Origin of the sequence: Streptomyces sp. NPDC001401 (assembly GCF_042895385.1) — a bacterium.
GTDB lineage: Bacteria > Actinomycetota > Actinomycetes > Streptomycetales > Streptomycetaceae > Streptomyces.
The window spans coordinates 92,880-116,139 of sequence record NZ_JBIAWI010000027.1; the positions used below are offsets into that span (position 1 = coordinate 92,880).

The window sequence follows — 23,260 nt, forward strand, 5'->3', positions numbered from 1 at the left end:
TCTCCCCCTGGAGTTACTCGCCAGTGTTACCCGTCGGTAGAGACGCCGCACAACCTATGGGATGCTCCGCCGGGACCGCAATGGCCTCCTGAGCACCAGGAGCATCGCCGTCACCAGATACGGCACCGCGAACAGCGCGAAGGCGGTGCTGTGCGCGGCCCTCGTCTGGATCGCCGCGTATCCGCCGTACGCCGCGACCGTGGCGAGGTCGCTGCCCAGGCCCGCGACCGAGGTCAGGGTGGCCCGGCGCGTGTCGTCGATGCGCTGCTGGAGCCGGACGTCGGCCAGCACGGTCGCCAGTTGAAAGCCGCCGAAGGCGAGGGCCAACAGGCCGAGGGCGGCGGGGGTCCGGGCCGCGGCGCCCAGGGCCATGGCGAGCGCGGCTGCCACGAGGACCGCCGCCAGTCCTGCCGTTCCCATGCGTTCCCACGGCCCGGCCAGCAGGCCTCCGGCGGTCGCCCCCGCCCAGATCAGCAGCAGCAGGTAGGGGACCGTCGTCTCCGCCACGCCGGTGTCCCGCACCAGCAGTGGCGTGTACTCGTCGAGCGCCTCCCACACGGCCCCGACCGCCGGGACGAGCACAAGCGCTCCGCGCAGCGACCGGTCGCGGCGGACTGCGGCGAGCCCCTCCCGCAGGGTCGTGGCCCAGTCTTCGCCCTCGGCCTGCGGCGCCGCCCGGTCCTCCGGGAACCGGGTCGCCGTCACGGCGCTCGCCAGACAGGCCAGCACGCTCGCCGCCCCGACGGCGGGGTAGCCGCCCCAGGCGAACACGGGTCCGGCGAGCGCCAGAGCCGCCATGATCGCGACATGCCCGGCGGCCCGTGCCCGGCCCATGATCCTGGCGTACCGCTCGGCCTCACCGAGCCGCTCCAGCTCCTCGTACACCAGCGCCTCCAGCGCGCCGGAGCCGAGCGCTCCGCGCGCGCCCCACAGGACGAAGCCGAGGGCGAAGGCCCAGTAGGACGGGGTGAGCACCCACAGGGCGAAGCCGGCGGCGGTGAGCAGCGGGCCGAGCCAGAGCAGCAACCGCCGGGAGACGGCGTCGGCCCAGGCGCCGGAGGGCACCTCGAGCAGCACGCCGGTGAGGGACCAGAGGGCGAAGAGGGAGGAGATCTGCCAGACGGACAGACCGGTGTCGCTGAACAGCAGGGCGTACACCGGGTAGAGCAGGACGAAGTCGTCGAGGAACGCGTAGCCGTACAGCGTGGCCGTGAGCCGGCGGACGCCGGTGCCGACGGGCACGCGCGCAGGTGAGAGTGTCATGAGGCCTTCCCGCAGGGACGGATCGGATGCCGGAGGTACGGCGTCCGAGGCGGCCCTCGAGAGGCACGGCTGGTGGATCAATGTCGCCAGGTCATGGCACCGATGGTAGGCGCGTGCGGCGATCCCGTCCGGTGATTATGTCGGCGACCCCGACGAGAAGCGGCGCAGCAGCGGTGACAGCACCAGCACGGACTTGGTGCGTTCGACGAACGGCTCCCCGGCGATGCGCTCCAGGACCCGTTCGAAGTGCCGCATGTCGGAGGCGAAGACCTGCACGATCGCGTCCGCGTCGCCGGTGACCGTGGAGGCGGCCACGACCTCCTGGTAGCGCTCCAGGCCCCGCCGGATGGTGTCCGGCGAGGTGTTGTGCCGGCAGTAGATCTCGACGAACCCCTCGGTCTCCCAGCCGAGGGCCCCCGGGTCCACCCGTACGGTGAAGCCGGTGATGGCCCCGGTGGCGCGCAGCCGGTCCACGCGCCGCTTCACGGCGGGCGCGGAGAGGCCGACGAGCTGCCCGATGTCCGCGTAGGAGCGGCGGGCGTCCTCGGCGAGGGCGTGCACGATGCGTTCGTCGAGATCGTTCAGCACTGCTGGTGGTTCACTTCTCTGGAGTTGCGAGTACTTCTGGAGTTGCGAGTTCTTGTCGCGTGGCAAGACGGGAGCGGCGGTAGCCGTACCCGAAGTAGAACACGAGCCCCACCGCCATCCAGACCCCGAAGACCACCCAGGTGACGGCGGACAGGCTGCCCATCATCCAGATGCAGAACGCGAAGCCCAGGGCGGGCAGGACCGGGGAGAGCGGCACACGGAAGGTGCGGGGCATGGTCGGGCGGGTCCGGCGCAGCACGACCACGGCGATGTTGACCAGCGCGAAGGCGAAGAGCGTGCCGATGCTGGTGGCGTCCGCGAGCTGGCCGAGCGGGATCGCGGCGGCGAGGACCCCGCAGAACAGCGACACGATGACCGTGTTGGCGCGCGGCGCGCCGGTCTTCGGATGGACCTTCGCGAACACCTTGGGGACGAGCCCGTCCCGGGACATCGCGAAGAGGATGCGGGTCTGGCCGTAGAGCACGGTCAGTACGACGCTCGCGATGGCGATGACGGCGCAGGCGGCGAGCAGGGTGCCCCAGAAGGACTGGCCGGTGACGTCGCGCATGATCTGGGCGAGCGCGGCCTCCGAGTCGTTGAACCGCTGCCAGGGCTTCGCACCGACGGCGACGGCGGCGACGAGGACATACAGCGCGGTGACGATGACGAGCGACAGCATGATGGCCCGCGGCAGGTCACGCTGGGCGTTCTTGGCCTCTTCACCTGCGGTGGAGGCGGCGTCGAAGCCGATGTAGGAGAAGAAGAGCGTGGCACCGGCAGCACTGACGCCCGCCATGCCGAGCGGCATGAAGTGCTCGTAGTTCCCGGACTTGAAGCCCTGGATTCCGATGGCGCAGAACAGCACCAGCGCGGCGATCTTCACACAGACCATGATCGTGTTGGCGCGGGCGGACTCCCGGGCGCCGCCCAGCAGGAACGCCATGGCCAGCAGGACCACGATCAGCCCCGGCAGGTTGAAGATGCCGCCGTCGCCGGGCGGGGCGGACAGGGCGTCCGGGATGGTGACGCCTATGGTCCCGTCGAGCAGCTCGTTGAGGTACTCGCCCCAGCCGACGGCCACGGCGGCGACCGAGACGCCGTACTCCAGGACCAGACACCAGCCGCAGATCCAGGCGATCAGCTCGCCCATGGTTGCGTATGCGTACGAGTACGAGGACCCGGCGACCGGGATGGTGCCCGCGAGCTCGGCGTACGACAGCGCCGAGAAGAGCGCCGTCAGACCGGCGATCACGAAGGAGAGGGTCACGGCCGGGCCGGCCTTCGGGACGGCCTCGCCGAGGACCACGAAGATGCCGGTGCCGAGGGTGGCACCGATGCTGATCATGGTGAGCTGCCACAGCCCGAGGGAGCGGCGCAGGGTCCCTCCCTCACCCTGGCCGCCCTCCGCGACCAGGCGTTCCACCGGCTTGCGTCGCATGAGGCGCGCGCCGAAGCCCGGGGACGGTGGGGCGTTCGGGGTGCGGCCTTGCGGGGGTGCGCCTTGGTCGAGCACGCGCTGACTCCTTCGTCGCTACGGTCAGGGCGGCGGGGACCGGCGGCACGCCTGCGCGAGCAGGAACCCACCGAGCGGGGTCCCTGCCACGCCACGTACAGGGCATGACCCTACGGGCCAGGGCTTCGCAGGCGAAATGCAGCAACCTTGCGCATACCCGCAAGATCATTGCGTTCATCGCAGGGGGGCGGGTGTTCGTTGCGCAGGGGCTTTCGAGCGTTGCGTACGGCTGCTCAGCGCAGCTCCCTGACCATGAAGGTGCAGGCGTCGATGCACTCGCGCTCGGCGCCGTCCGCGTCGACGTAGGTATAGCGGTCGAGGTAGTCCGCCACCGGGCGGTACCCGAGTCGCGCGTACAACGCGGCCGCGCGCGGGTTGTCCCGTCCGACGCCGATGCCGACCACCGGCAGGGCCCGCTCCCGGGCCAACTCCTCAGCCTCTCGGATCAGTTGGGTGCCGATCCCGCGCGAGCGGAGCTGCTCGGGCCAGACGCTCAGCCCGCCGATCTCGGGGCAGTCCACGGCGACTTCGGGCGCCTCGCAGCCCACCCAGCGGATCTCGGTGTGCCCTACGGGCCGGCCTTCCAGCCAGGCGAGCAGATAGGTGCAGTCCCCCGCCTCCTGCCGGGCGAAGCGCCGGGCGTGGAACGAGGTGACTCCGGGCGAGGGCATGTACCGGTCGAGCAGCGCCACATCGGCGGCCCGGCAGACGGTGATCTCCATACGACCGACGGTAGAGCCCCGGCCCGCGGACGGCCCCCGATTTTCAACGGGGGCCGTCGGCAAGGGACTTGGCTCAGCTCCAGCTGGCGTGCAGCGGCTTGCCCTCCGCGTAGCCGGCCGCGCTCTGGATGCCGACCACCGCCTTCTCGGCGAACTCCTCCAGGGAGCCCGCACCGGCGTAGGTGCAGGACGAGCGCACGCCCGCGATGATCGAGTCGATCAGGTCCTCGACGCCGGGACGGACCGGGTCGAGGAACATGCGGGAGGTGGAGATGCCCTCCTCGAACAGCGCCTTGCGGGCGCGGTCGTACGCCGACTCGTCGGAGGTCCGGTTGGCCACGGCACGCGCCGACGCCATGCCGAACGACTCCTTGTAGAGCCGCCCGCCCGCGTCCTGCTGCAGATCGCCCGGCGACTCGTACGTCCCCGCGAACCACGACCCGACCATCACGTTGGACGCACCGGCCGCCAGCGCCATGGCGACGTCGCGCGGGTGACGGACACCGCCGTCGGCCCACACGTGCTTGCCGTACTTCTTCGCCTCGGCCGCGCACTCCAGGACCGCGGAGAACTGCGGCCGGCCGACGCCGGTCATCATGCGGGTGGTGCACATGGCGCCGGGACCGACGCCGACCTTGATGATGTCCGCGCCCGCCTCGACGAGGTCGCGCACACCCTCGGCGGCGACGATGTTGCCGGCGGCGATCGGGACGTGCGGGTCGAGGGCGCGCACCACCTTGATCGCGCTGATCATCGACTCCTGATGGCCGTGCGCCGTGTCGATGACGAGCGTGTCCACGCCCGCGTCGAGCAGCTGCTTGGCCTTGCCCGCGACATCGCCGTTGATGCCGACGGCGGCGGCGATGCGCAGCTTGCCCTGCGCGTCGGTGGCCGGCGTGTACAGCGTGGCGCGCAGGGCGCCCTTGCGGGTGAGGATGCCGGCGAGCTTGCCGTCCTTGTCGACGGCGGGGGCATAGCGGCGGTTGGCGTGGTCGAGCCGGTTGAACGCCTCGCGCGGATCGATGTCCGCGTCCAGGAGCAGCAGATCCCGGGACATGACGACCTCGAGCTGCGTGAAGCGGTCCACGCCGGTCAGGTCCTGGTCGGTGACGACGCCGACCGGCCGGCCGTCCTCGTCGACGACCACGCCGGCGTTGTGCGCGCGCTTGGGCAGCAGGGCCAGCGCGTCGGCGACGGTCTGGTGCGGGGCCAGCACGATCGGGGTGTCCAGGACGTGGTGGCGGCTCTTCACCCAGGAGACGACCTCGGTGACGACCTCGATCGGAATGTCCTGGGGGATGACCACGAGGCCACCGCGCCGGGCCACCGTCTCGGCCATGCGGCGCCCGGCGATGGCGGTCATGTTGGCGACGACCAGCGGGATCGTGGTGCCCGTGCCGTCCGGGGAGCTGAGGTCCACGCCCTGCCGCGAGCCGACCGCACTGCGGCTCGGGACCATGAAGACGTCGTCGTACGTCAGGTCGTACGCGGGCTGGATGTCGTTGAGGAAACGCACGTGCTGCACATCCCAGTCGATCAGAGGTGGCCCCCGGACAGGTCAGCCAGGGGGAAGAGCACGTACTTCATTGTCCCATGTCGACCGGAATGCGATGCACGGGCAGATCATCCAGGCAGGTCAGAGGGGCCTTCGGAGGAACCTCCAAGCACTATCGCGCCGCACCCCCGAGAGCCAGCGCCACGGAGAGCTCCGGCGTCCGGTCCGCCGCCTCGGCGAACACCTCCTGCGCGGTCTCCCACTCCTGCGGGCTCGCCTTGGCGTACGCCTGCCAGTTCCGGACGACGACCAGCAGCCCCTTCTCGGCGGCGTCCTCGGGCCACACACCCGGGTCGGACAGGACGTCCGCCAGCGCATCCCAGTTGCGGCCGAAATAGTCCGGCAGCCGCAGGTCCCGGGCGCACCGGTCCATCAGCCCCGCCTTGTCCGAGACCCCGTCGAGGTCCAGCGTGACCACGAGCTGCGTCATCTCAGTACCGCCCTGAACGAGTTGTAGTGATCATCGGTGTAGTAGATCTCGCCGCCCTGCCCGGTGACAATGCGCCGGGCCCCGCGATCGCGCGAGCCCGGCGTCCTGACGGTGTACTCGTGGTAGTAGCCCCGCTTCTGCTCGGGCAGCAGGCCCTCGAAATTCCCGAAGACGACGCCGTCGCGCGCGTACGGGAAGGGGCCGCCCTTGTCGATGAGGGCCAGCGTCTGCCGTGCCTCGGTGGGGAGTTGGGACACACGGACGGTGGCCATGCCATCGGCGCGCGCAGGTCCTGAGTCGGTGGAGGAGCACCCCACCACGAGAACCAGCAGACACAGAAACAGACGAGGGACGAACCGCGGCACCATGCGCCCGATGCTGCCACGGCCGTCCCCTCATGACGCGCTGTCAGGGCCCGTCCGGGTCGGCCCTGTTGAGGGCCGGCCGCGGCGTCGGACCCGCCGTCATCAGCACGTCCGCCGCCGACGTGTCCGTCACCAGGCTGGTGACGAGCCCGGAGCGCAGCACCGCGTCGATCGCGGACGCCTTGCGCGCCCCGCCCGCGATCGCGACCACTTCGGGGATACGCCGAAGCTGGTCCGCCTTGACGGTGATGCACCGCTCGCCGAGGTCCCGGCCGACCCGGCGGCCCTGGCCGTCGAAGAGGTGCGCGGACATCTCGGCGGCGACGCCGAGCGAGGCGTAGTGCGCGCGCTCCTCGTCGCTGAGCATGTCGTGCACCGTCGAGATGCCGGGCTCCCAGGAGCCGATGGAGACGCAGGCGACGGTGACCTTGTCGAAGTACTCGAAGGCCCGGGCGATCCCGGTCTGGTTGCGCAGCGCGGCCGCGGTGGCCGCGTCGGGCAGCAGCATCGGCGCGTAGATGGGGTGGGCGTCGCCGCCGGAGACCTGGGCGGCGCGGCGCACGGCCTCGACGGAGCCGCGCTCGGCGGTCCCGGCGTCGTACACGCCCGTCAGCTGCACCACCGTGCACGGCGGCAGCCGGTCGAGGGCCGCGGCCATGTGGATGGTGGAGCGGCCCCAGGCCAGGCCGAGGACATCGCCCTCGTTGACTAGCTCGCCGAGCAGGTCGGCGGCCACCTCACCGAGGTTCTCGGGGTCGGGCGAGTCCTGGGCCTCGGCCGGGGACTCGACCACGACGGCGTGCCTGAGGCCGTAGCGGGCGCGCAGCGCGTCCGAGCGCTCGGCGTCCAGCTCGGCCGGGACACGGATCTCGATGCGTACGAGATCCCGTTCGAGAGCCGTTTCCAGGACCCGGGCCACCTTGAAGCGGCTGACGCCGAACTCCTCCGCGATCTGGATCTTGGACTTGCCCTCGAGGTAGAAGCGGCGGGCCATGGCCGCCGCCTGCACCAGCTCAGCGGGTCCCATCCGCACTGCTGACCGGCCCGCCGACATACCCGACACGGCGATCTCCTCACTGCTGTTCACACTCTGGATTCGCCGTTCATCCTTGCAGATTCGGCGCACTTGATCCGCCCTGATGGGCGCCGTTCACGTTGTCTTGGCTCAGTGGTCGCACGCCCAGCTCGCCTTGGCGGTCACCGTCTCAGCTTGGGTGCGCAGTGCACGTACCGCCTGCGCCGGGTCCTCCGCCCCGTACACCGCCGAGCCCGCGACGAAGACGTCCGCGCCGGCCTCGGCGCAGCGCTCGATGGTGGAGGCCGAGACTCCGCCGTCGACCTGCAGCCACAGCTCGAGGCCGTGCTTGCTGATCAACTCGCGGGTGCGGCGAATCTTCGGGAGCATGATGTCGAGGAACGCCTGCCCGCCGAAGCCCGGCTCGACCGTCATGATCAGCAGCATGTCGAGCTCGGGGAGCAGGTCCTCGTACGGCTCGATGGGCGTCGCGGGCTTCAGGGCCATGGAGGCGCGCGCGCCCTTGGCCCGGATCTCCCGGGCGAGCCGCACCGGCGCGGCGGCCGCCTCGACGTGGAAGGTGACGGACGAGGCCCCCGCTTCGACGTACTGCGGGGCCCAGCGATCGGGGGCCTCGATCATCAGATGGCAGTCCAGCGGGGTGTCCGTCGCACGGGCCAGGGACTCTACGACCGGCACGCCGAGCGTGAGGTTCGGGACGAAATGGTTGTCCATGACGTCGACATGGAGCCAGTCGGCTCCTTCGACCGCCTTCGCCTCGTCCGCGAGGCGGGCGAAGTCGGCGGACAGGATGCTGGGGCTGATCTGCGGGGCCATGACCCAAGCCTGCCATGTCCGGGCACGTTTGTTCGCGCCGGTCCAGACCTGGGCCGTTCAGCCCATGCCGCCAGGGGGCGGTGGGTGGCATGCTCGGTGGCCGATCGGCACCACGTACGTCTACGGGGGTCGCCATGAGGCAGCTCGACGCCTTGAAGCGGAACACCATCCGATTCGTCTGCGGGCGGCGCTCCAAGTGGCTGGTCGTGGTCCTGTGGCTGGTGGTTCTGGTGATCGCGGCGCCGTTCGGGGCGAAGCTGAACGACGCCCAGGACAACGACGCCCAGTCCTGGCTGCCCGGCTCCGCGGAGTCCACCCAGGTTCTCGACATCTCCGAGCACTTCAGGCCCGAGCAGATCCCCGGCGTCGTCATCTACGCACGGGCGAGCGGACTGACCGCGCAGGACCGGCAGCAGATCGCCCAGGACATCCGGCAGATCAGGGCGCTGCGGGCACACGGCGTCCGCGGGGCCGAGACACAGGGTCCCGTCTTCGACCGGCAGTCCGCGCCGCGCGCCGCCCAGATCTACGTTCCGATCACCATGAACGCGCAGGGCTGGCAACGCATCGCGCCCGCCGTCGACTCGATCCGCGACCAGGTGGGCAAGGGCGGCGGCGGGCTCGCGGTGCACATCACCGGGCCCGGCGGCACATCGGCGGACTTCTCGAAGGCCTTCGAGGGCATCGACACGACGCTGCTGTTCTCCGCGATGACCGTCGTGATCGTGATGCTGCTACTGACGTTCCGCAGTCCGACGCTGCTGTTCGTGCCGCTGCTCGGGGTGGTGGCGGCGCTGTTCACCGCGCAGGCGCTGATCTATCTCCTCGCCAAACACGCCGGTCTGACGGTCAACGGCCAGAGCGCCGGGATCCTCACGGTGCTCGTCTTCGGCGCGGGCACGGACTACGCCCTGCTGCTGGTCGCCCGCTACCGGGAGGAACTGCGCCGGCACGAGGACCGCCACGAGGCGATGGCGCTGGCCATGAACCGCGCGGGGCCGGCGGTCCTCGCCTCCGGTCTGACGGTCGTCCTGAGCATGCTGGTGCTGCTGGTCGCCGAGATGAACTCGACGCGGGGCCTGGGCCCGGTGGCGGCCATCGGCGTGACGATCGCCCTGCTGGCCATGCTCACCCTCTTCCCGGCCCTGCTGCTGATCTTCGGTCGCTGGATCTTCTGGCCGACCGTCCCGCACTTCGGGTCCGCCGATCCGACCGAGCGGGGCCTGTGGGCGCGTATGGGCCGTCGTATCGCGCGCCGTCCGCGGCTTGTCTGGGGCGCCACGGCCGTGGTCCTCGTGGCCCTGTCCCTGGGCCTCTTCCAGCTGCGCGCGGCGGGGATCGCCAACGCGGACGCCTTCACCAACACGCCGGACTCGATCGTCGGGCAGAAGGTGTCGGCGCGCTACTTCCCGGCGGGCACCGGCGATCCGCTCGTGATCGTCTCCAACAAGGCGCAGGCCACCCAGGTGGGCCGCGCCGTCGCCGCGGACCGCGGAGTCGTGCCGCAGAGCATCGGCGTACCGCCCGGCACCGCGCCCGAGCACAACGGGCAGGTGCTGTTCGAGGCGACGATGCGCGCCCCGGCCGACAGCGACGCGGCCAAGGCGACCGTGCAGCGAGTGCGCGACGCGGTGCACGCCGTGCCCGGCGCCGACGCCCAGGTGGGCGGCGGCACGGCCGCCCTGCTCGACATGGAGAACGCCCAGACCCACGACAACTACCTGGTCATCCCGCTGGTCCTGACCGTCGTCCTGCTGGTGCTCGGCGTGCTGTTGCGAGCCCTGGTGGCCCCGCTCCTCCTGATCGGGACGGTGGTGCTGTCCCTGGCCACGGCACTCGGCCTGAGCGCCCTCGCCTTCCGGCACGTCTTCGACTACGCGGGCGAGGACGTGGCCTTCCCGCTGTTCGTCTTCGTGTTCCTGGTGGCCCTGGGCATCGACTACAACATCTTCCTGACCACCCGCATCCGCGAGGAGGCCATACGTCAGGGCACCCGTCCCGGTGTGGTGACTGGCCTGGCCACGACCGGCTCGGTGATCACCTCGGCCGGACTGGTCCTCGCGGGCACGTTCGCCGCCCTGGGCACCCTGCCCATGGTGGGCTTCGCGGAGATCGGCTTCGCGGTCGCGCTCGGCGTCCTGCTGGACACGTTCGTCATCCGCTCCGTGCTGGTCACCTCCCTCTTCCTCGATGTGGGGAAGAAGGTGTGGTGGCCGCACCACCTGGCGCACGAGGACGGGGAGACCCACCCTCACGAAGCGCTCGGCGCGAGGGTCAGCCAGTCCTCCGAATGAGCGCCAGATACATGGCGTCGGTCCCGTGCAGATGCGGCCACAGCTGTACGTCGGGGCCGTGGCCGAGGTCCGGTACGCCCGGCAGGAGGGGGCGCGCGTCGATCAGTTCGGCGTCCGGGTGCTGCTTGAGCAGGTCGTCGACGACGGCCCTGGTCTCCGCCAGATGCGGCGAGCAGGTGGCATAGCCGACGACGCCGCCGACCCGTACGGCGTCCAGCGCGGTACGCAGCAGGGAACGCTGCAGCGGCCCGAACGCGTCCAGGTCCTCGGGACGGCGCCGCCAGCGTGCCTCGGGCCGCCGGCGCAGCGCGCCGAGACCGGTGCAGGGCACGTCCATCAGGACACGGTCGAAGGAGCCGGGCCGCCACGGCGGGCGGGTCCCGTCCGCGGCGATGACCTGGTAGGGCCCGGGGTTGCCGTGCAGGGCCTTCGCCACCAGACCGGCCCGGTGCGGCTGCTTCTCGGAGGCGAGCAGCGTCGCCCCCCGCTCTGCGGCCAGCGCACCGAGCAGCGCCGCCTTCCCGCCGGGTCCGGCACACCCGTCGAGCCACTTCTCGTCCGGCCCGTCCAGGGGAGCGTTGGCCAGCGCCAGGGCCACGAGCTGGCTGCCCTCGTCCTGCACGCCCGCGCGGCCGTCCCTTACGGCCTCGATCGCACCGGGCTCGCCGCCTTCGCTGAGCCGCACGGCATACGGCGACCAGCGCCCCGCGACCGCGGCCTCCTCCCGCAGCAGCTCCTCGGTCGTGGCCCGCCCGGGCCACGCGACCAGGGTCACCTCGGGCCGCTCGTTGTCGGCCTCCAGCAGCTGCTCGATGCCGGCCCGGCCGCCGCCGAGGGAGTCCCACAAGGCGGAGACGACCCAGCGCGGATGCGAGTGCACGACGGCGAGATGGTCCTCGGGATCCTCGTCGTACGGCGGCGCCACGCGCTCGATCCAGGTGTCGAGGTCGTCCTGCGCGACCTTCCGCAGCACGGCGTTGACGAACTTGGCCCGCCCGTCCCCGAGCACGACCCGGGCGAGCTCGACGGAGGCGGACACGGCGGCATGGGTCGGAATCCGCGTCCCGAGCAGCTGATGCACACCGAGACTCAGCACATCCAAGACCGGCGGGTCGACTTCACGCAGCGGCCGGTCCACACAGGCGGCGATGACGGCGTCGTAGGTCCCCTGCCGCCGCAGCGTCCCGTACACCAGCTCTGTCGCGAGCGCCGCGTCCCGCCCGTCGAAGTCGCCTTTCTCCCGCGCCTTGCGCAGCAGCGGCGGCAGTACGAGGTTGGCGTACGCGTCCCGCTCGTCCACGGCCCTCAGTGCCTCGAAGGCGAGGATGCGTACGGGGTCCTTCTTGGGCCGCCGGTGGGGCTTGCCGGGCTTGCGGGGCCCACGGGAGGTGTCGCTCACGAAAAAAGTGCTCCGGATGTTTGATTTGGATACGCCCCAAGGGTACGTCCCGCTCGTCGCCCCGCTACCCGCCGAGCGTCTCCCCGTCCGCGATCCGCACCCCGCGCGCCCAGTCCGCCGCCCGCATCGGCTTCTTGCCCTGGGCCTGCACCCACAGCAGCTCGACGGCGTGCGAACCGGTACCGACGTGAACACTGTTCTTGCCGACCGACAGCTGCGCCGGTGCGAGGTCCGCCCGGTCCGGCGCGGGCGTGACCTGAATGAGCTTGAGCCGCTCACCGCGGAAGGTCGTCCAGGCACCGGGCGCCGGGGTGCAGCCGCGCACCACCCGGTCGACCCGCAGCGCCGGGGTGGCCCAGTCGACCTGGGCGTCCTCGACGGTGATCTTCGGGGCGAGCGTGATGCCCTCGTTCGGCTGCGGTACGGCCTTCAGCGTGCCGTCCTCGATGCCGTCCATGGTCGCGGCGAGCAGTCCGGCACCGGCGAAGGCGAGCCGGGTCAGCAGGTCGCCGCTGGTGTCGGTGGCCCGGATCTCCTCCGTGACCGTCCCGTACACGGGCCCGGAGTCGAGCCCTTCCTCGATGAGGAAGGTGGAGGCCCCCGTGATCTCGTCTCCGGCCATGAGGGAGTGCTGCACGGGCGCAGCTCCCCGCCACGCGGGCAGCAGCGAGAAGTGCAGGTTGACCCAGCCGTGGGCGGGGACGTCGAGGGCGACGCGCGGCAGCAGGGCGCCGTACGCGACGACGGGACAGCAGTCGGGCCCGATCTCCCGCAGCCGCTCCAGGAACTCCGGGTCCCGCGGCTTGAGCGGCTTCAGCACCTCGATCCCGGCCTCCTCCGCCCGCTGCGCCACGGGCGACGCGACCAGCCTGCGCCCCCGCCCGGCCGGCGCGTCGGGCCGCGTGACGACGGCGGCCACCTCGTGCCGCCCGGAGGCGATGAGAGCGTCCAGAGCGGGAACGGCGACCTCGGGGGTACCGGCGAAGACGAGCTTCATGGGTGGGCGGGGCCTCTCGGACGGGGGCTGTTGTGGCAACGCACAAGTCTATGACCACGCCCGGAAAGCTCCACGTCTGCGCCCGCAACGCTCTGCCACTACGGCCGCAGAGCCACCGGGGGACGCAGCCCCGGGCGCAAACCCGCTCCACGGGGGGCGTACGCATATGCCCCTACGCCCCCAGACCGTGACCCCCGAAGCAAAAACACGTTGGTCAAGAAAGAGTTGACCACAACGGGCCGCAATCGCGCGGCCCGGATCCTTTTCAACGCCGGTTCGAGAGGCTTGTTCATGGCCGACCACGCAACCCACGACGCCCAGGCTCGGGCCAGCCTGCACTTGCTGGTGCGGGACATCGAGCGGGTCCGCCGGCAGGTGGACGCACTGCGCACGCTCACCGCGCAGTTGGGCAATGTCTACCGCCCGCGCCGCTCCGGCCCCTCCACGGGCTTCGTCGTGTACGGACGCGCCCCCGCCCCGACGGTCCGTCTCGCGCAGGAGCTGCGGGACAGTGTCGAGACCCTGGTCACGGCTGCGGTCGACTTCGACCGCTCCCTCGGCTTCTCCTGGGACGCGGTGGGTTCCGCGCTCGGGGTCACCAAGCAGGCGGTCCACCGCCGTTACGGTGCCCGTCGCGCCGCGGCCCAGGCGGCCGCCGAGACCGAGCGGGCCGCCGAGCCGGCGGGCTCCCGGACCGTCAGCGTGAACACCGGCATCCCGACGGTGCCGACGGTCCCGGCCGCGCGCTCCATGCCGACCCAGCCGACGGCCGGCAGCCCCTCCCTCCGCGACGAGGCCAGGCCAACAGCCTTCCCCGGCCCTCGCAACGGCTGAGCCACCTCTCCCCCCTGCCCTCCCGGACAGCCCCGGGAGGGCAGACGTACGTCAGGGCAGGCCTCGGGAAACAGGTTGGGCCGCGCACACGGGAACACGACGGGACGCTCCCTCAAAAGCACACTGCGGTGCGTCTTCGGGAACCCACTGGGGTCCGTCTTCGGGGCACGTCGGGATGCCCCTCCGGAAACGCTTCGGGATGTGCCTCCTGAAAGCGGCCCCCGCCCCCAGGCGGAGCAGCCTCACCCGCCGCCCGGCGGTCCCAGGGAGGTCATGCGGTCCCACCCACTGTCCAGCGCCCTCCCCGACATCCCGCAGCCTCACCCAATGCCCGACGGCTCCGCCCAATGCCCGACGGCCCCACCCGACAGCAGCCGCCCTCAACCCGAGCCAGGCAGCTGCACCCGCCGCCCGGCGGACCCACCAAAGTCACGCGGCTCCCACCCACTGCCCGACGGCCTCCCCGACATCCCGCAGCCCCGCCCAATTCCCGACGGCCCCACCCGACAGCAGCCGCCCCCAACCCGAACCAGGCAGCTGCACGCGCCGCCCGGCGGACCCACCAAAGTCACGCGGCTCCCACCCACTGCCCGACGGCCTCCCCGACATCCCGCAGCCTCACCCAATTCCCGACGGCCCCACCCGACAGCAGCCGCCCCCGACCCGAACCAGGCAGCCCCACCCGCCGCCCGGCGGACCCACCGAGGGCATGCGGTCCCACCCACTGCCCGGCCGCGCACGACACCCGACCGCCTCACCCAATATCTGGCGGATCGATCCGCACCCGAACCAAGGCCTCCCCGGCCCCCCGCGCCATCCGTGCAGCCTGCGCAGCCTTCAGGGCCGACGCCAGCGCGGCTCCGCGCCCCGGTGGCACCCGAATGAGTGCCCGCTCCCAGTGCTCCCCGGGCGGAGGCGCGCCCGCCCGCCGCGGCCGACCGGCCGCCGTGACCGGAAGCGGCACGGGCCCCAGCACCTCGGCCTCCCGCGGTAGTTCGGCCGTACGCAAGAATTCGGCGATTGCCTCCGCGTCCCCGGACAGCGCCGCCATCCGTGACACCGGCGGAAAGCCCAGCTCGGCCCGCTCGGCAAGCTCCCGCACCGCGTGTCCGACGGGATCCCACCGCACCAGCGCCTGCACGGGCCGCAGCGTCGGCTCGGCGACGACGACCACGGTGCCCCCGGCACCCTGCGGCCGGACGAGCGCGGCGGCCGCGATCCACCGCCGCAGGGCGTCCTCACCGGCGCGCAGATCGGGCCGCCCGAGCATCGCCCAGCCGTCCAGCAGCAGCGCCGCCGCATACCCACCCTCGGCGACGGGCTCGGCCCCCGGCGTGCTCACGACCAGCGCGGGCGCACCCGGCACGGTGTCCAGCACATGCTCACGGCCGGAGGTCCGCACCGGAACGGCGGGAAACGCCCGCCCCAGCTCCTCGGCGGTCCGCCGCGCCCCCACAACCTGCGCCCGCAACCGGAACCCGCCGCACTCCGGGCAGTGCCAGCCGCTCTCGTCCCGCCCGCACCACCCGCACCGCAGCGCGGCCCCCTCTTCCTGTCCCTCCAACGGCCCGGAGCAGTGCCGACACCGCGCGGGCGCCCGGCAGTTGGCGCACGCCATCCGAGGGACGTAACCACGCCGGGGCACCTGCACGAGCACCGGCCCATGCCGCAGCCCCTCCCGCACGGCCTGCCAGGCAAGGGTCGGCAACCGGGCGGCCCGGGCGGCCTCGTCCCGCGCGAGATCCTGGTCCCCGACGGTCCGTATGAGCGGGGCGACGGCGCGCACCTGTTCCCGCCCGGCGACGAGCGGGCGGGCCCAACCGGTCTCGACCAGCTGAGCCGCCTCGACGGTGCAGCTCCAACTGCCCAGCAGAAAACCGCACTTGTCCAGGGCGGCCCGCAGCAGCAGCACTTCCCTCGCATGCGGCTGGGGCGCGTGCTGCTCGCTGTGGCTGTCGTCCCCGTCGTCCCAGATGGCGACAAGGCCGAGATCCTGAACCGGGGCGAACATGGCGGCCCGGGTCCCGACGACGGCCCGCACGGCTCCCCGCCGCACCGCGAGCCACTCCCGGTACCGCTTCTCGGGCCCGGCGTCGGCGGTGAGCACCGCATGCCGCCCCTCCCCCAACAGCGCGGTCAGCGCCGCGTCGACCCGAGCGACCGCCCGCCCGTCGGGCAGCACCACGAGCGCACCGCGCCCGGAGACCAACGTCGCCGCCACGGCCCGCGCCAGCTCGTCGCTCCACTCGGGCCCGGGCAGCGCATTCCACACCGCACGCGGCGCGCCCCCCGACGCCAGCGACTCCAGAAACGCGGCCCCTCGCTCGTACCGCACCCACGACCCCGCCTCCGGCATCCCCGGCGGCGGCAGCGGCTCGGGCGAGGGCCGCTGCTCGGCCCGTGCACTGCGCGGCGGCACGGCGAGCTGGAGCACATCGGCAAGACTCCCCGCATACCGATCGGCGACGGCCCGGGACAGCCCCAGCAGCTCCTCGCTCAACACCCGCTCGGGCGAAACGACCTGGGCCAGCGCGGCGAGCGGCCCGGAGTAGTCGGACTCGGCAAGCCTCTCGACAAGAAACCCGTCGATCAGCCCACCACCCTCACGCCGCCCTTCCCGCACCCGATGCCGCCCGGCCCCGAACCGCACTCGCACCCGCACCCCGGGCTGAGCATCTGCATCGAGCTCCTCCGGCACCGCATAGTCGAAGTACCGATCAAGATGCAGCACCCCCTTGTCGACCAGCACCCGCGCGACAGGCAGCTCCTTCGCCAGCGCGGCCCCCCGCCAGGTCCGCGGCTTGGCCCTGGGCACCTCGGCCTTGCGCACGCTCTCCCTGATGAGCGCAAGCTGCTCGGGCGGCGCCCCCTCGGCCCCACCGTCCACCGACCCGTTCTCGCTGCTCACGCTTGCATTCTTCCAAACGCCACTGACAACCGACGGCGCCCGAGATCAGTCCGGCCCCGGATCACCAACGCCGTCAGGCGCTTCTGACCAGCGGTCCGGCGGGCGAGCCAACTACGGCCGCAACGCACCGAGGCCCGGCTCCCCAAGGGAACCGGGCCTGGCAAAGAGCCGCAGAGCTTACAGCCCCGCCGCCTTCCGCAGCGCGTCCACGCGGTCCGTCTGCTCCCAGGTGAACTCGGGCAGCTCACGGCCGAAGTGGCCGTACGCCGCCGTCTGGGCGTAGATCGGGCGGAGCAGGTCGAGGTCGCGGATGATCGCGGCCGGGCGGAGGTCGAAGACCTCGTCGATGGCCTTCTCGATCCTCTCGGTCTCGACCTTGGCGGTGCCGAAGGTCTCGACGAACAGGCCGACGGGCTCGGCCTTGCCGATGGCGTACGCGACCTGGACCTCGCAGCGGGAGGCGAGACCAGCGGCTACCACGTTCTTGGCCACCCAGCGCATCGCGTACGCGGCGGAGCGGTCGACCTTGGACGGGTCCTTGCCGGAGAAGGCGCCGCCGCCGTGGCGGGCCATGCCGCCGTACGTGTCGATGATGATCTTGCGGCCGGTGAGGCCGGCGTCGCCCATCGGGCCGCCGATCTCGAAGCGGCCGGTGGGGTTGACCAGGAGGCGGTAGCTGTCCGTGTCGAGCTTGATGCCGTCGTCCAGGAGCGCCTTCAGCTCCGCCTCGACTACGAACTCACGGATGTCGGGGGCAAGGAGCGACTCCAGGTCGATGTCGCTCGCGTGCTGCGAGGAGACGACCACAGTGTCGAGGCGGACGGCCTTGTCGCCGTCGTACTCGATGGTGACCTGCGTCTTGCCGTCGGGGCGCAGGTAGGGGATCGTGCCGTTCTTGCGGACCTCGGACAGCCGCTTCGACAGGCGGTGCGCCAGGAAGATCGGCAGCGGCATGAGGGTGGGCGTCTCGTCGGTCGCGTAGCCGAACATCAGGCCCTGGTCGCCGGCGCCCTGGCGGTCCAGCTCGTCCTCGTCGCCCTCGACCCGGGACTCGTACGCCGTGTCGACACCCTGCGCGATGTCCGGGGACTGCGCGCCGATGGACACCGAGACGCCGCAGGAGGCGCCGTCGAAGCCCTTCTTCGAGGAGTCGTAGCCGATCTCGAGGATCTTGTTGCGGACGAGGGTCGCGATGTCCGCGTAGGTCTTGGTGGTGACCTCTCCGGCCACGTGCACCAGACCGGTGGTGATCAGGGTCTCGACCGCGACCCGGGAGGTCGGGTCCTCGCGCAGAAGCGCGTCGAGAATGGTGTCGCTGATCTGGTCAGCGATCTTGTCGGGGTGACCCTCGGTCACGGACTCCGAGGTGAACAGGCGACGGGACACAACGCTCCCTGGGGTTGCAGCGGCTGCTGGCTGATCATTGGCGGACGGGCTCGGGGGCTGCGCCCGGCCTCGTCCGAGAACAGTTTATCGGTCGTGCTCCGCGGACGGCCCCCCTGTCTCGCCTCTCGGGAGGGCTGTGACCTGCGGCACGCGCATTCTGCCCAATTCCGAGCGGCGTTGACCAGAGGCGCCACACCCCTGTGGCAGAGGTTTGAGGGGACCGAGAAGCGAATGAAACATTCAGCCGAGGCGCTCCACCACCAGGTCCCACACAGTTTCGGCCAAATGTTCCTTCGGACCGCGGCGGACGGGAGTCTCGGTGCCATCGGCGCCCAGCACCACGGCCTCGTTCTCCTCGGAGCCGAAGGTCTTGCGCTCCCCCACCTCGTTCACCACGAGGAGGTCGCAGCCCTTGCGCTCCAGCTTGGTGCGGCCGTTGGCCAGGACGTCGTCGGTCTCGGCGGCGAAGCCGACGATCACCTGACCCGGGCGGGCGCGCTCCGCCGAGATCTCCGCGAGGATGTCCGGATTCCGCACCAGGACGATGGGGTCCGGGTCCTGGCCGTCCTTCTTCTTGATCTTTCCGGCCGCGTATGTCTGCGGCCGGAAGTCCGCGACCGCTGCGGCCATGACGACGGCGTCGGCTTCCGGGGCCGCCTTCAGTACCGCCTCGCGCAGCTGCACGGCGGTGCCCACCTGGACGACGTCCACGCCCGCCGGGTCCGGCATGCCGGTGTTCGCGGCGATCAGCGTGACCCGGGCGCCGCGCGCGGCGGCGGTGCGGGCGAGGGCGTAGCCCTGCTTGCCGGAGGAGCGGTTGCCGAGGAAACGCACCGGGTCGAGGGGTTCGCGGGTACCGCCGGCGCTGACGACGACGTGCCGGCCCTTGAGGTCGGGCTCGGTGATGCCGCGGGACAGCACGCGGCGGCAGATCGCGTAGATCTCCGTCGGGTCCGGCAGGCGGCCCTTGCCGGTGTCGACGCCGGTCAGACGGCCGACGGCCGGTTCGATGACGACGGCGCCGTGGCGGCGCAGCGTCGCCACGTTCTCCTGGGTGGCCGGGTGCTCCCACATCTCGGTGTGCATGGCGGGTGCGAAGACGACCGGACAGCGGGCGGTCAGGAGCGTGTTCGTGAGCAGGTCGTCGGCCAGGCCGTGGGCGGCCTTCGCGAGGATGTCCGCGGTCGCCGGGGCGACGACCACCAGGTCGGCGTGCTGCCCGATGCGGACGTGCGGGACCTCGTGGACGTCGTCCCAGACCTCCGTCGAGACGGGATTGCCGGAGAGGGCGGACCAGGTGGCGGCGCCGACGAAGTGCAGCGCGGAGGCGGTCGGCACCACGCGTACGTCATGCCCGGACTCGGTCAGCCTGCGCAGCAGCTCACAGGCCTTGTAGGCGGCGATGCCACCACTGACCCCCAGCACGACCTTCGGCTTGTCCACCGTCTCTCCCCGGCTCGGCAACGTACGCGTCCCATCAACGAGTCCATCACACACCACAGGCCCGACAGTCGCGCTGTCGGGCCTGTGGAAAAACCAACTGCAATACGAAAGTACTACTGCGCCGGACCCTCGATGGCCTCGGACGTCAGCAGACCCGCATTGATCTCGCGCAGGGCGATCGAGAGCGGCTTCTCGTGGACGTGGGTGTCCACAAGCGGACCGACGTACTCGAGGAGGCCCTCGCCGAGCTGCGAGTAGTACGCGTTGATCTGGCGGGCACGCTTGGCCGCGTAGATCACGAGGCTGTACTTCGAGTCGGTGGCCTCGAGGAGCTCGTCGATCGGCGGGTTGATGATGCCCTCGGGCGCGGAGATGGAAGAGGACACGCTCTACCTTCCGATGGATGGGAAAAGATCGGTCGTGATCACATCACTTGTGATCACAGGACATCCATCAAGGCTAGCAGCTCGCGAGCCACGTCCTCGACGGAGGTGTTGACCAAGGTCACGTCGAACTCCGGCTCGGCCGCCAGCTCGATCTTGGCCGCGTCGAGACGACGCTCGATCACCTCGGGCGGCTCGGTCCCCCGCCCGGTGAGCCTGCGCACGAGCTCCTCCCACGAGGGCGGAGCCAGGAACACCAGCCGGCCCTCCGGCATGGTCTCGCGGACCTGCCGGGCGCCCTGGAGGTCGATCTCCAGGAGGACCGGCACGCCGTCCTCCAGGTGCTCCAGCACGGCCGTACGCGGCGTGCCGTAGCGATTGCCGGCGAACTCGGCCCACTCCAGCAGCTCGCCGTTGGCGATCAGCTTGTCCATCTCCTCGTCGGTGACGAAGAAGTAGTGGACTCCGTGCTTCTCGCCGGGGCGGGGCTTGCGGGTCGTCGCCGACACCGAGAGCCAGACCTCGGGGTGTTCCTTGCGCATATGGGCGACGACCGTGCTCTTGCCGACCCCGGAGGGGCCGGAGAGCACGGTCAGCCGCGGACGTACGTCCGGGGGCTCGGGGGTCGTCCCCCGGAATGTTGCAGCCATGCAGCGATTATTCCAGCAATCCCGGAGTGCCCGGGACTCCCGGTCCGGAGTACCCGGACTCAGGAGCCGGTGCTGCCGAACTCACGCTCCAGGGAAGCGATCTGGTTGGAACCGAGGCCGCGCACACGGCGGCTCTCGGAGATGCCCAGACGCTCCATGATCTGCTTGGCGCGGACCTTGCCCACGCCCGGCAGGGACTCGAGCAGGGCGGAGACCTTCATCTTGCCGATGACGTCATTCTCCTGGCCCTGCTTGATGACCTCGTGCAGGGAGGCGCCGGAGTGCTTCAGTCGATTCTTGACCTCGGCCCGCTCCCGGCGAGCCGCGGCGGCCTTTTCGAGCGCGGCTGCGCGCTGTTCAGGGGTAAGGGGCGGAAGAGCCACGCCTACGTCACCTCGGATGTCGAACTGTCGGATACGGACCGGTGAGGAACCTAGTCGCCCCACACCTGGGGAGCCACGAGCAACACGCTTGCCCGTTGACTCTCGTCGGAGACTAGCGGGCAAGTCCGCCAGAGTCAGCGAGAACAGCGGAAAAGTCCTGGTCAGCCTCCGTCAGGCCGGACATTTAGGACATAATGCCCCGGATTTGAGGATGTATCCAGACTCAAGCGGGCCTGGAAGCACCCCCCGACCACTCATCGGAGGACTCGAGCGAGCGCCTCGAACACCCGCGACGACCGTCGAGAAAGCCTCATACGGTTCCCACGGCGGCCCTGATCTCCTCCGCGAAGCGGTCCGCGGCCGCCCGCAGCGCCCCGGCGTCGGGACCGTGCCGCAGCACCCCCCGGCTGACGTTCGGCACGACATTGCGCACCGCGGCTCCGAAGACGCCGGGAAGGTCGGCCGCGGTCGCGCCCTGGGCGCCGATGCCGGGCGCCAGGAGCGGCCCGTTGATGTCCAGGTCGTACGACGACAGGTCGCCCAGCGTGGCGCCGACGACGGCCCCGAAGGAACCCAGGGGCTCCTCCCCCTCGTTCTCGGCGGCGAGGTGCGCCAGCATCGTCGCCCCGATGTTCCGTCCGTCCGCGCGCACCGCGTGCTGCACCTCGCCGCCCTCCGGATTGGAGGTCAGCGCCAGCACGAACAGGCCGGTGCCGCTCTCCCGGGCGAGCGCGACGGCCGGGGAGAGGGATCCGTAGCCGAGGTAGGGCGAGACGGTGAGCGCGTCCGAGAAGAGCGGGGAGTCCTTGTGCAGGAAGGTCTCGGCGTACGCGGCCATGGTCGAGCCGATGTCGCCGCGCTTGGCGTCCATCACGACCAGCGCACCGGCCGCCCGCGCCTCCTCCACCGACTTCTCCAGTACGGCGATGCCGCGCGACCCGAAGCGCTCGAAGAACGCGCTCTGCGGCTTCAGGACGGCGACCCGGTCGGCCATAGCCTCGACAACCGTGCGGCTGAACCGCTCCAGGCCCGTGACGTCGTCGTTCAGGCCCCACTCGGCCAGCAGGGACGCATGCGGATCGATGCCGACGCACAACGGCCCCCGCTCGTCCATGGCGCGGCGCAGACGGGTGCCGAAGGGTTCGAGAGCACTCATGCGGTCTTCCTTGCGTCGGCGCCGACCGCGTCGGCGAGGGTGGCGTAGGGGCTGGTGCGCAGACGGGCGGCGAGGCCCTTGTGGATGGCGCGGCCCCAGAAGGGACCCTCGTAGATGAAGGCGCTGTAGCCCTGGACCAGCGTGGCGCCCGCCAGGATGCGCTGCCAGGCGTCCTCGGCGTTCTCGATGCCGCCGACACCCACCAGGGTGATGCGGTCGCCCACGCGCGCGTAGAGACGGCGCAGCACCTCCAGGGAGCGGGACTTCAGGGGCGCGCCGGACAGTCCGCCGGTCTCCTGCACGAGAGAGGGTTCGGACTTCAAACCGAGTCCCTCGCGCGCGATGGTGGTGTTCGTGGCGATGATCCCGTCCAGCCCGAGCTCGACGGCCAGGTCGGCGACGGCGTCGACGTCCTCGTCGGCGAGGTCCGGTGCGATCTTCACGAGCAGCGGGACGCGGCGGGAGGTCACCGTACGGTCGGCGGCCTCGCGGACGGCGCTCAGCAGCGGCCGCAGCGCCTCCGTGGCCTGCAGGTTGCGCAGCCCGGGTGTGTTCGGGGACGACACGTTCACGACCAGGTAGTCGGCGTACGGCGCCAGCCGCTCGGTGGACTTCACGTAGTCGCCGACGGCCTCGGCCTCCGGGACGACCTTCGTCTTGCCGATGTTGACGCCCACGACGGTCCTGAAAACCGGCTCACGGGACGCGAGACGGGCCGCGACGGCCAGCGAGCCCTCGTTGTTGAAGCCCATGCGGTTGATCAGCGCACGGTCCTTCACCAGCCGGAACAGCCGCTTCTTGGGGTTGCCGGGCTGCGGCTCCCCGGTCACCGTGCCGATCTCGACGTGGTCGAAGCCGAGCATCGACATCCCGTCGATGGCGACCGCGTTCTTGTCGAAGCCGGCGGCGAGCCCGAAGGGGCCGTGCATGCGCAGCCCGAAGGCCTCGGTGCGCAGCTCCTTGTGGCGGGGCGCGAGGGCGGCTGCGACGAAGGTGCGCAGGACGGGGATGCGGGCGGCGAGGCGGATCCAGCGGAAGGCCAGGTAATGGGCCTTCTCGGGGTCCATGCGTTTGAAGACGAGACTGAAAAAGATCTTGTACATGGTGTCCTCATGAAGAGGGGGACACCGTTTCCGGTG

At 71.2% G+C, this 23,260-nt stretch carries 21 protein-coding genes; 2 read left to right on the plus strand and 19 right to left on the minus strand.

Annotation, left to right across the window (positions count from 1 at the left end; genetic code table 11):
* Window positions 1-54: 54 nt before the first annotated feature.
* The 9 genes from ACFY10_RS50400 to rpe all read right to left on the minus strand — a co-directional run bounded on the left by ACFY10_RS50400 (window position 55) and on the right by rpe (window position 8,288).
* Complete coding sequence (locus tag ACFY10_RS50400) at window positions 55-1,263, minus strand: MFS transporter (RefSeq protein WP_390672154.1); 1,209 nt, start codon at window positions 1,261-1,263, stop codon at window positions 55-57.
* A 135-nt stretch (window positions 1,264-1,398) separates the two neighbouring features.
* The gene (locus ACFY10_RS50405) at window positions 1,399-1,851 is read right to left on the minus strand and encodes an Lrp/AsnC family transcriptional regulator (protein ID WP_099927428.1); all 453 of its coding nucleotides are present in this window, start codon (window positions 1,849-1,851) and stop codon (window positions 1,399-1,401) included.
* Between the two features lie 10 nt (window positions 1,852-1,861).
* The gene (locus tag ACFY10_RS50410) at window positions 1,862-3,364 is read right to left on the minus strand and encodes an amino acid permease (RefSeq protein WP_390672155.1); all 1,503 of its coding nucleotides are present in this window, start codon (window positions 3,362-3,364) and stop codon (window positions 1,862-1,864) included.
* A gap of 233 nt (window positions 3,365-3,597) precedes the next feature.
* Window positions 3,598-4,086, minus strand: a complete 489-nt coding sequence (locus ACFY10_RS50415; protein WP_390672156.1) for a GNAT family N-acetyltransferase — start codon at window positions 4,084-4,086, stop codon at window positions 3,598-3,600.
* A gap of 73 nt (window positions 4,087-4,159) precedes the next feature.
* Complete coding sequence (locus ACFY10_RS50420; RefSeq protein ID WP_390672182.1) at window positions 4,160-5,602, minus strand: GuaB1 family IMP dehydrogenase-related protein; 1,443 nt, start codon at window positions 5,600-5,602, stop codon at window positions 4,160-4,162.
* Window positions 5,603-5,753: 151 nt separating this feature from the next.
* The gene (locus ACFY10_RS50425) at window positions 5,754-6,071 is read right to left on the minus strand and encodes a barstar family protein (RefSeq protein ID WP_390672157.1); all 318 of its coding nucleotides are present in this window, start codon (window positions 6,069-6,071) and stop codon (window positions 5,754-5,756) included.
* Entirely contained in the window at window positions 6,068-6,439 is a 372-nt protein-coding gene (locus ACFY10_RS50430; RefSeq protein WP_390672158.1) for a ribonuclease domain-containing protein, read from the minus strand. Before ACFY10_RS50430 ends, ACFY10_RS50425 begins: the two co-directional genes overlap by 4 nt.
* Window positions 6,440-6,479: 40 nt before the next feature.
* On the minus strand, window positions 6,480-7,523 hold the full coding sequence (locus ACFY10_RS50435) for a sugar-binding transcriptional regulator (protein WP_390672159.1): 1,044 nt from the start codon (window positions 7,521-7,523) through the stop codon (window positions 6,480-6,482).
* 78 nt (window positions 7,524-7,601) lie between these two features.
* Window positions 7,602-8,288 carry a ribulose-phosphate 3-epimerase gene (gene rpe, locus ACFY10_RS50440; protein ID WP_390672160.1) on the minus strand — a complete coding sequence of 229 codons (687 nt, stop codon included), beginning with the start codon at window positions 8,286-8,288 and terminating at the stop codon, window positions 7,602-7,604.
* A 134-nt stretch (window positions 8,289-8,422) separates the two neighbouring features.
* Here rpe and ACFY10_RS50445 point away from each other — a divergent pair, with 134 nt between their 5' ends.
* On the plus strand, window positions 8,423-10,582 hold the full coding sequence (locus ACFY10_RS50445; protein WP_390672161.1) for an MMPL family transporter: 2,160 nt from the start codon (window positions 8,423-8,425) through the stop codon (window positions 10,580-10,582).
* On the opposite strand, the gene ACFY10_RS50450 is transcribed toward ACFY10_RS50445, so the two are convergent.
* Window positions 10,563-11,981 (minus strand): RsmB/NOP family class I SAM-dependent RNA methyltransferase, encoded by a 1,419-nt coding sequence (locus ACFY10_RS50450; RefSeq protein WP_390672162.1) that lies wholly within the window; start codon window positions 11,979-11,981, stop codon window positions 10,563-10,565. The two genes, ACFY10_RS50445 and ACFY10_RS50450, sit on opposite strands and share 20 nt — an antisense overlap.
* A 64-nt stretch (window positions 11,982-12,045) precedes the next feature.
* Window positions 12,046-12,978, minus strand: a complete 933-nt coding sequence (fmt, locus tag ACFY10_RS50455) for a methionyl-tRNA formyltransferase (protein WP_390672163.1) — start codon at window positions 12,976-12,978, stop codon at window positions 12,046-12,048.
* A gap of 291 nt (window positions 12,979-13,269) precedes the next feature.
* Between fmt and ACFY10_RS50460 the strand changes: the two genes are divergently transcribed.
* Window positions 13,270-13,812 carry a hypothetical protein gene (locus tag ACFY10_RS50460; protein WP_390672164.1) on the plus strand — a complete coding sequence of 181 codons (543 nt, stop codon included), beginning with the start codon at window positions 13,270-13,272 and terminating at the stop codon, window positions 13,810-13,812.
* 754 nt (window positions 13,813-14,566) lie between these two features.
* Here the strand turns inward: ACFY10_RS50460 and ACFY10_RS50465 are convergent.
* The 8 genes from ACFY10_RS50465 to ACFY10_RS50500 form a co-directional block, all read right to left on the minus strand.
* On the minus strand, window positions 14,567-16,720 hold the full coding sequence (locus ACFY10_RS50465; RefSeq protein ID WP_390672165.1) for a primosomal protein N': 2,154 nt from the start codon (window positions 16,718-16,720) through the stop codon (window positions 14,567-14,569).
* Between the two features lie 177 nt (window positions 16,721-16,897).
* Window positions 16,898-18,106: a methionine adenosyltransferase gene (gene metK / locus ACFY10_RS50470; RefSeq protein ID WP_390672166.1), complete on the minus strand. Its 1,209-nt coding sequence runs from the start codon at window positions 18,104-18,106 to the stop codon at window positions 16,898-16,900.
* Window positions 18,107-18,346: 240 nt separating this feature from the next.
* Window positions 18,347-19,549 (minus strand): bifunctional phosphopantothenoylcysteine decarboxylase/phosphopantothenate--cysteine ligase CoaBC, encoded by a 1,203-nt coding sequence (coaBC, locus tag ACFY10_RS50475; protein WP_390672167.1) that lies wholly within the window; start codon window positions 19,547-19,549, stop codon window positions 18,347-18,349.
* 113 nt (window positions 19,550-19,662) lie between these two features.
* Window positions 19,663-19,935, minus strand: coding sequence for a DNA-directed RNA polymerase subunit omega (rpoZ, locus tag ACFY10_RS50480; protein ID WP_003977348.1), 273 nt, complete (start codon window positions 19,933-19,935; stop codon window positions 19,663-19,665).
* 53 nt (window positions 19,936-19,988) lie between these two features.
* Window positions 19,989-20,582 carry a guanylate kinase gene (gene gmk / locus ACFY10_RS50485; RefSeq protein ID WP_390672168.1) on the minus strand — a complete coding sequence of 198 codons (594 nt, stop codon included), beginning with the start codon at window positions 20,580-20,582 and terminating at the stop codon, window positions 19,989-19,991.
* 59 nt (window positions 20,583-20,641) lie between these two features.
* The gene (locus ACFY10_RS50490; RefSeq protein WP_003977346.1) at window positions 20,642-20,965 is read right to left on the minus strand and encodes an integration host factor; all 324 of its coding nucleotides are present in this window, start codon (window positions 20,963-20,965) and stop codon (window positions 20,642-20,644) included.
* A 310-nt stretch (window positions 20,966-21,275) separates the two neighbouring features.
* Window positions 21,276-22,121 carry an orotidine-5'-phosphate decarboxylase gene (gene pyrF / locus ACFY10_RS50495; RefSeq protein ID WP_390672169.1) on the minus strand — a complete coding sequence of 282 codons (846 nt, stop codon included), beginning with the start codon at window positions 22,119-22,121 and terminating at the stop codon, window positions 21,276-21,278.
* Window positions 22,118-23,224: a quinone-dependent dihydroorotate dehydrogenase gene (locus ACFY10_RS50500; RefSeq protein ID WP_390672170.1), complete on the minus strand. Its 1,107-nt coding sequence runs from the start codon at window positions 23,222-23,224 to the stop codon at window positions 22,118-22,120. Before ACFY10_RS50500 ends, pyrF begins: the two co-directional genes overlap by 4 nt.
* Window positions 23,225-23,260: the final 36 nt, after the last annotated feature.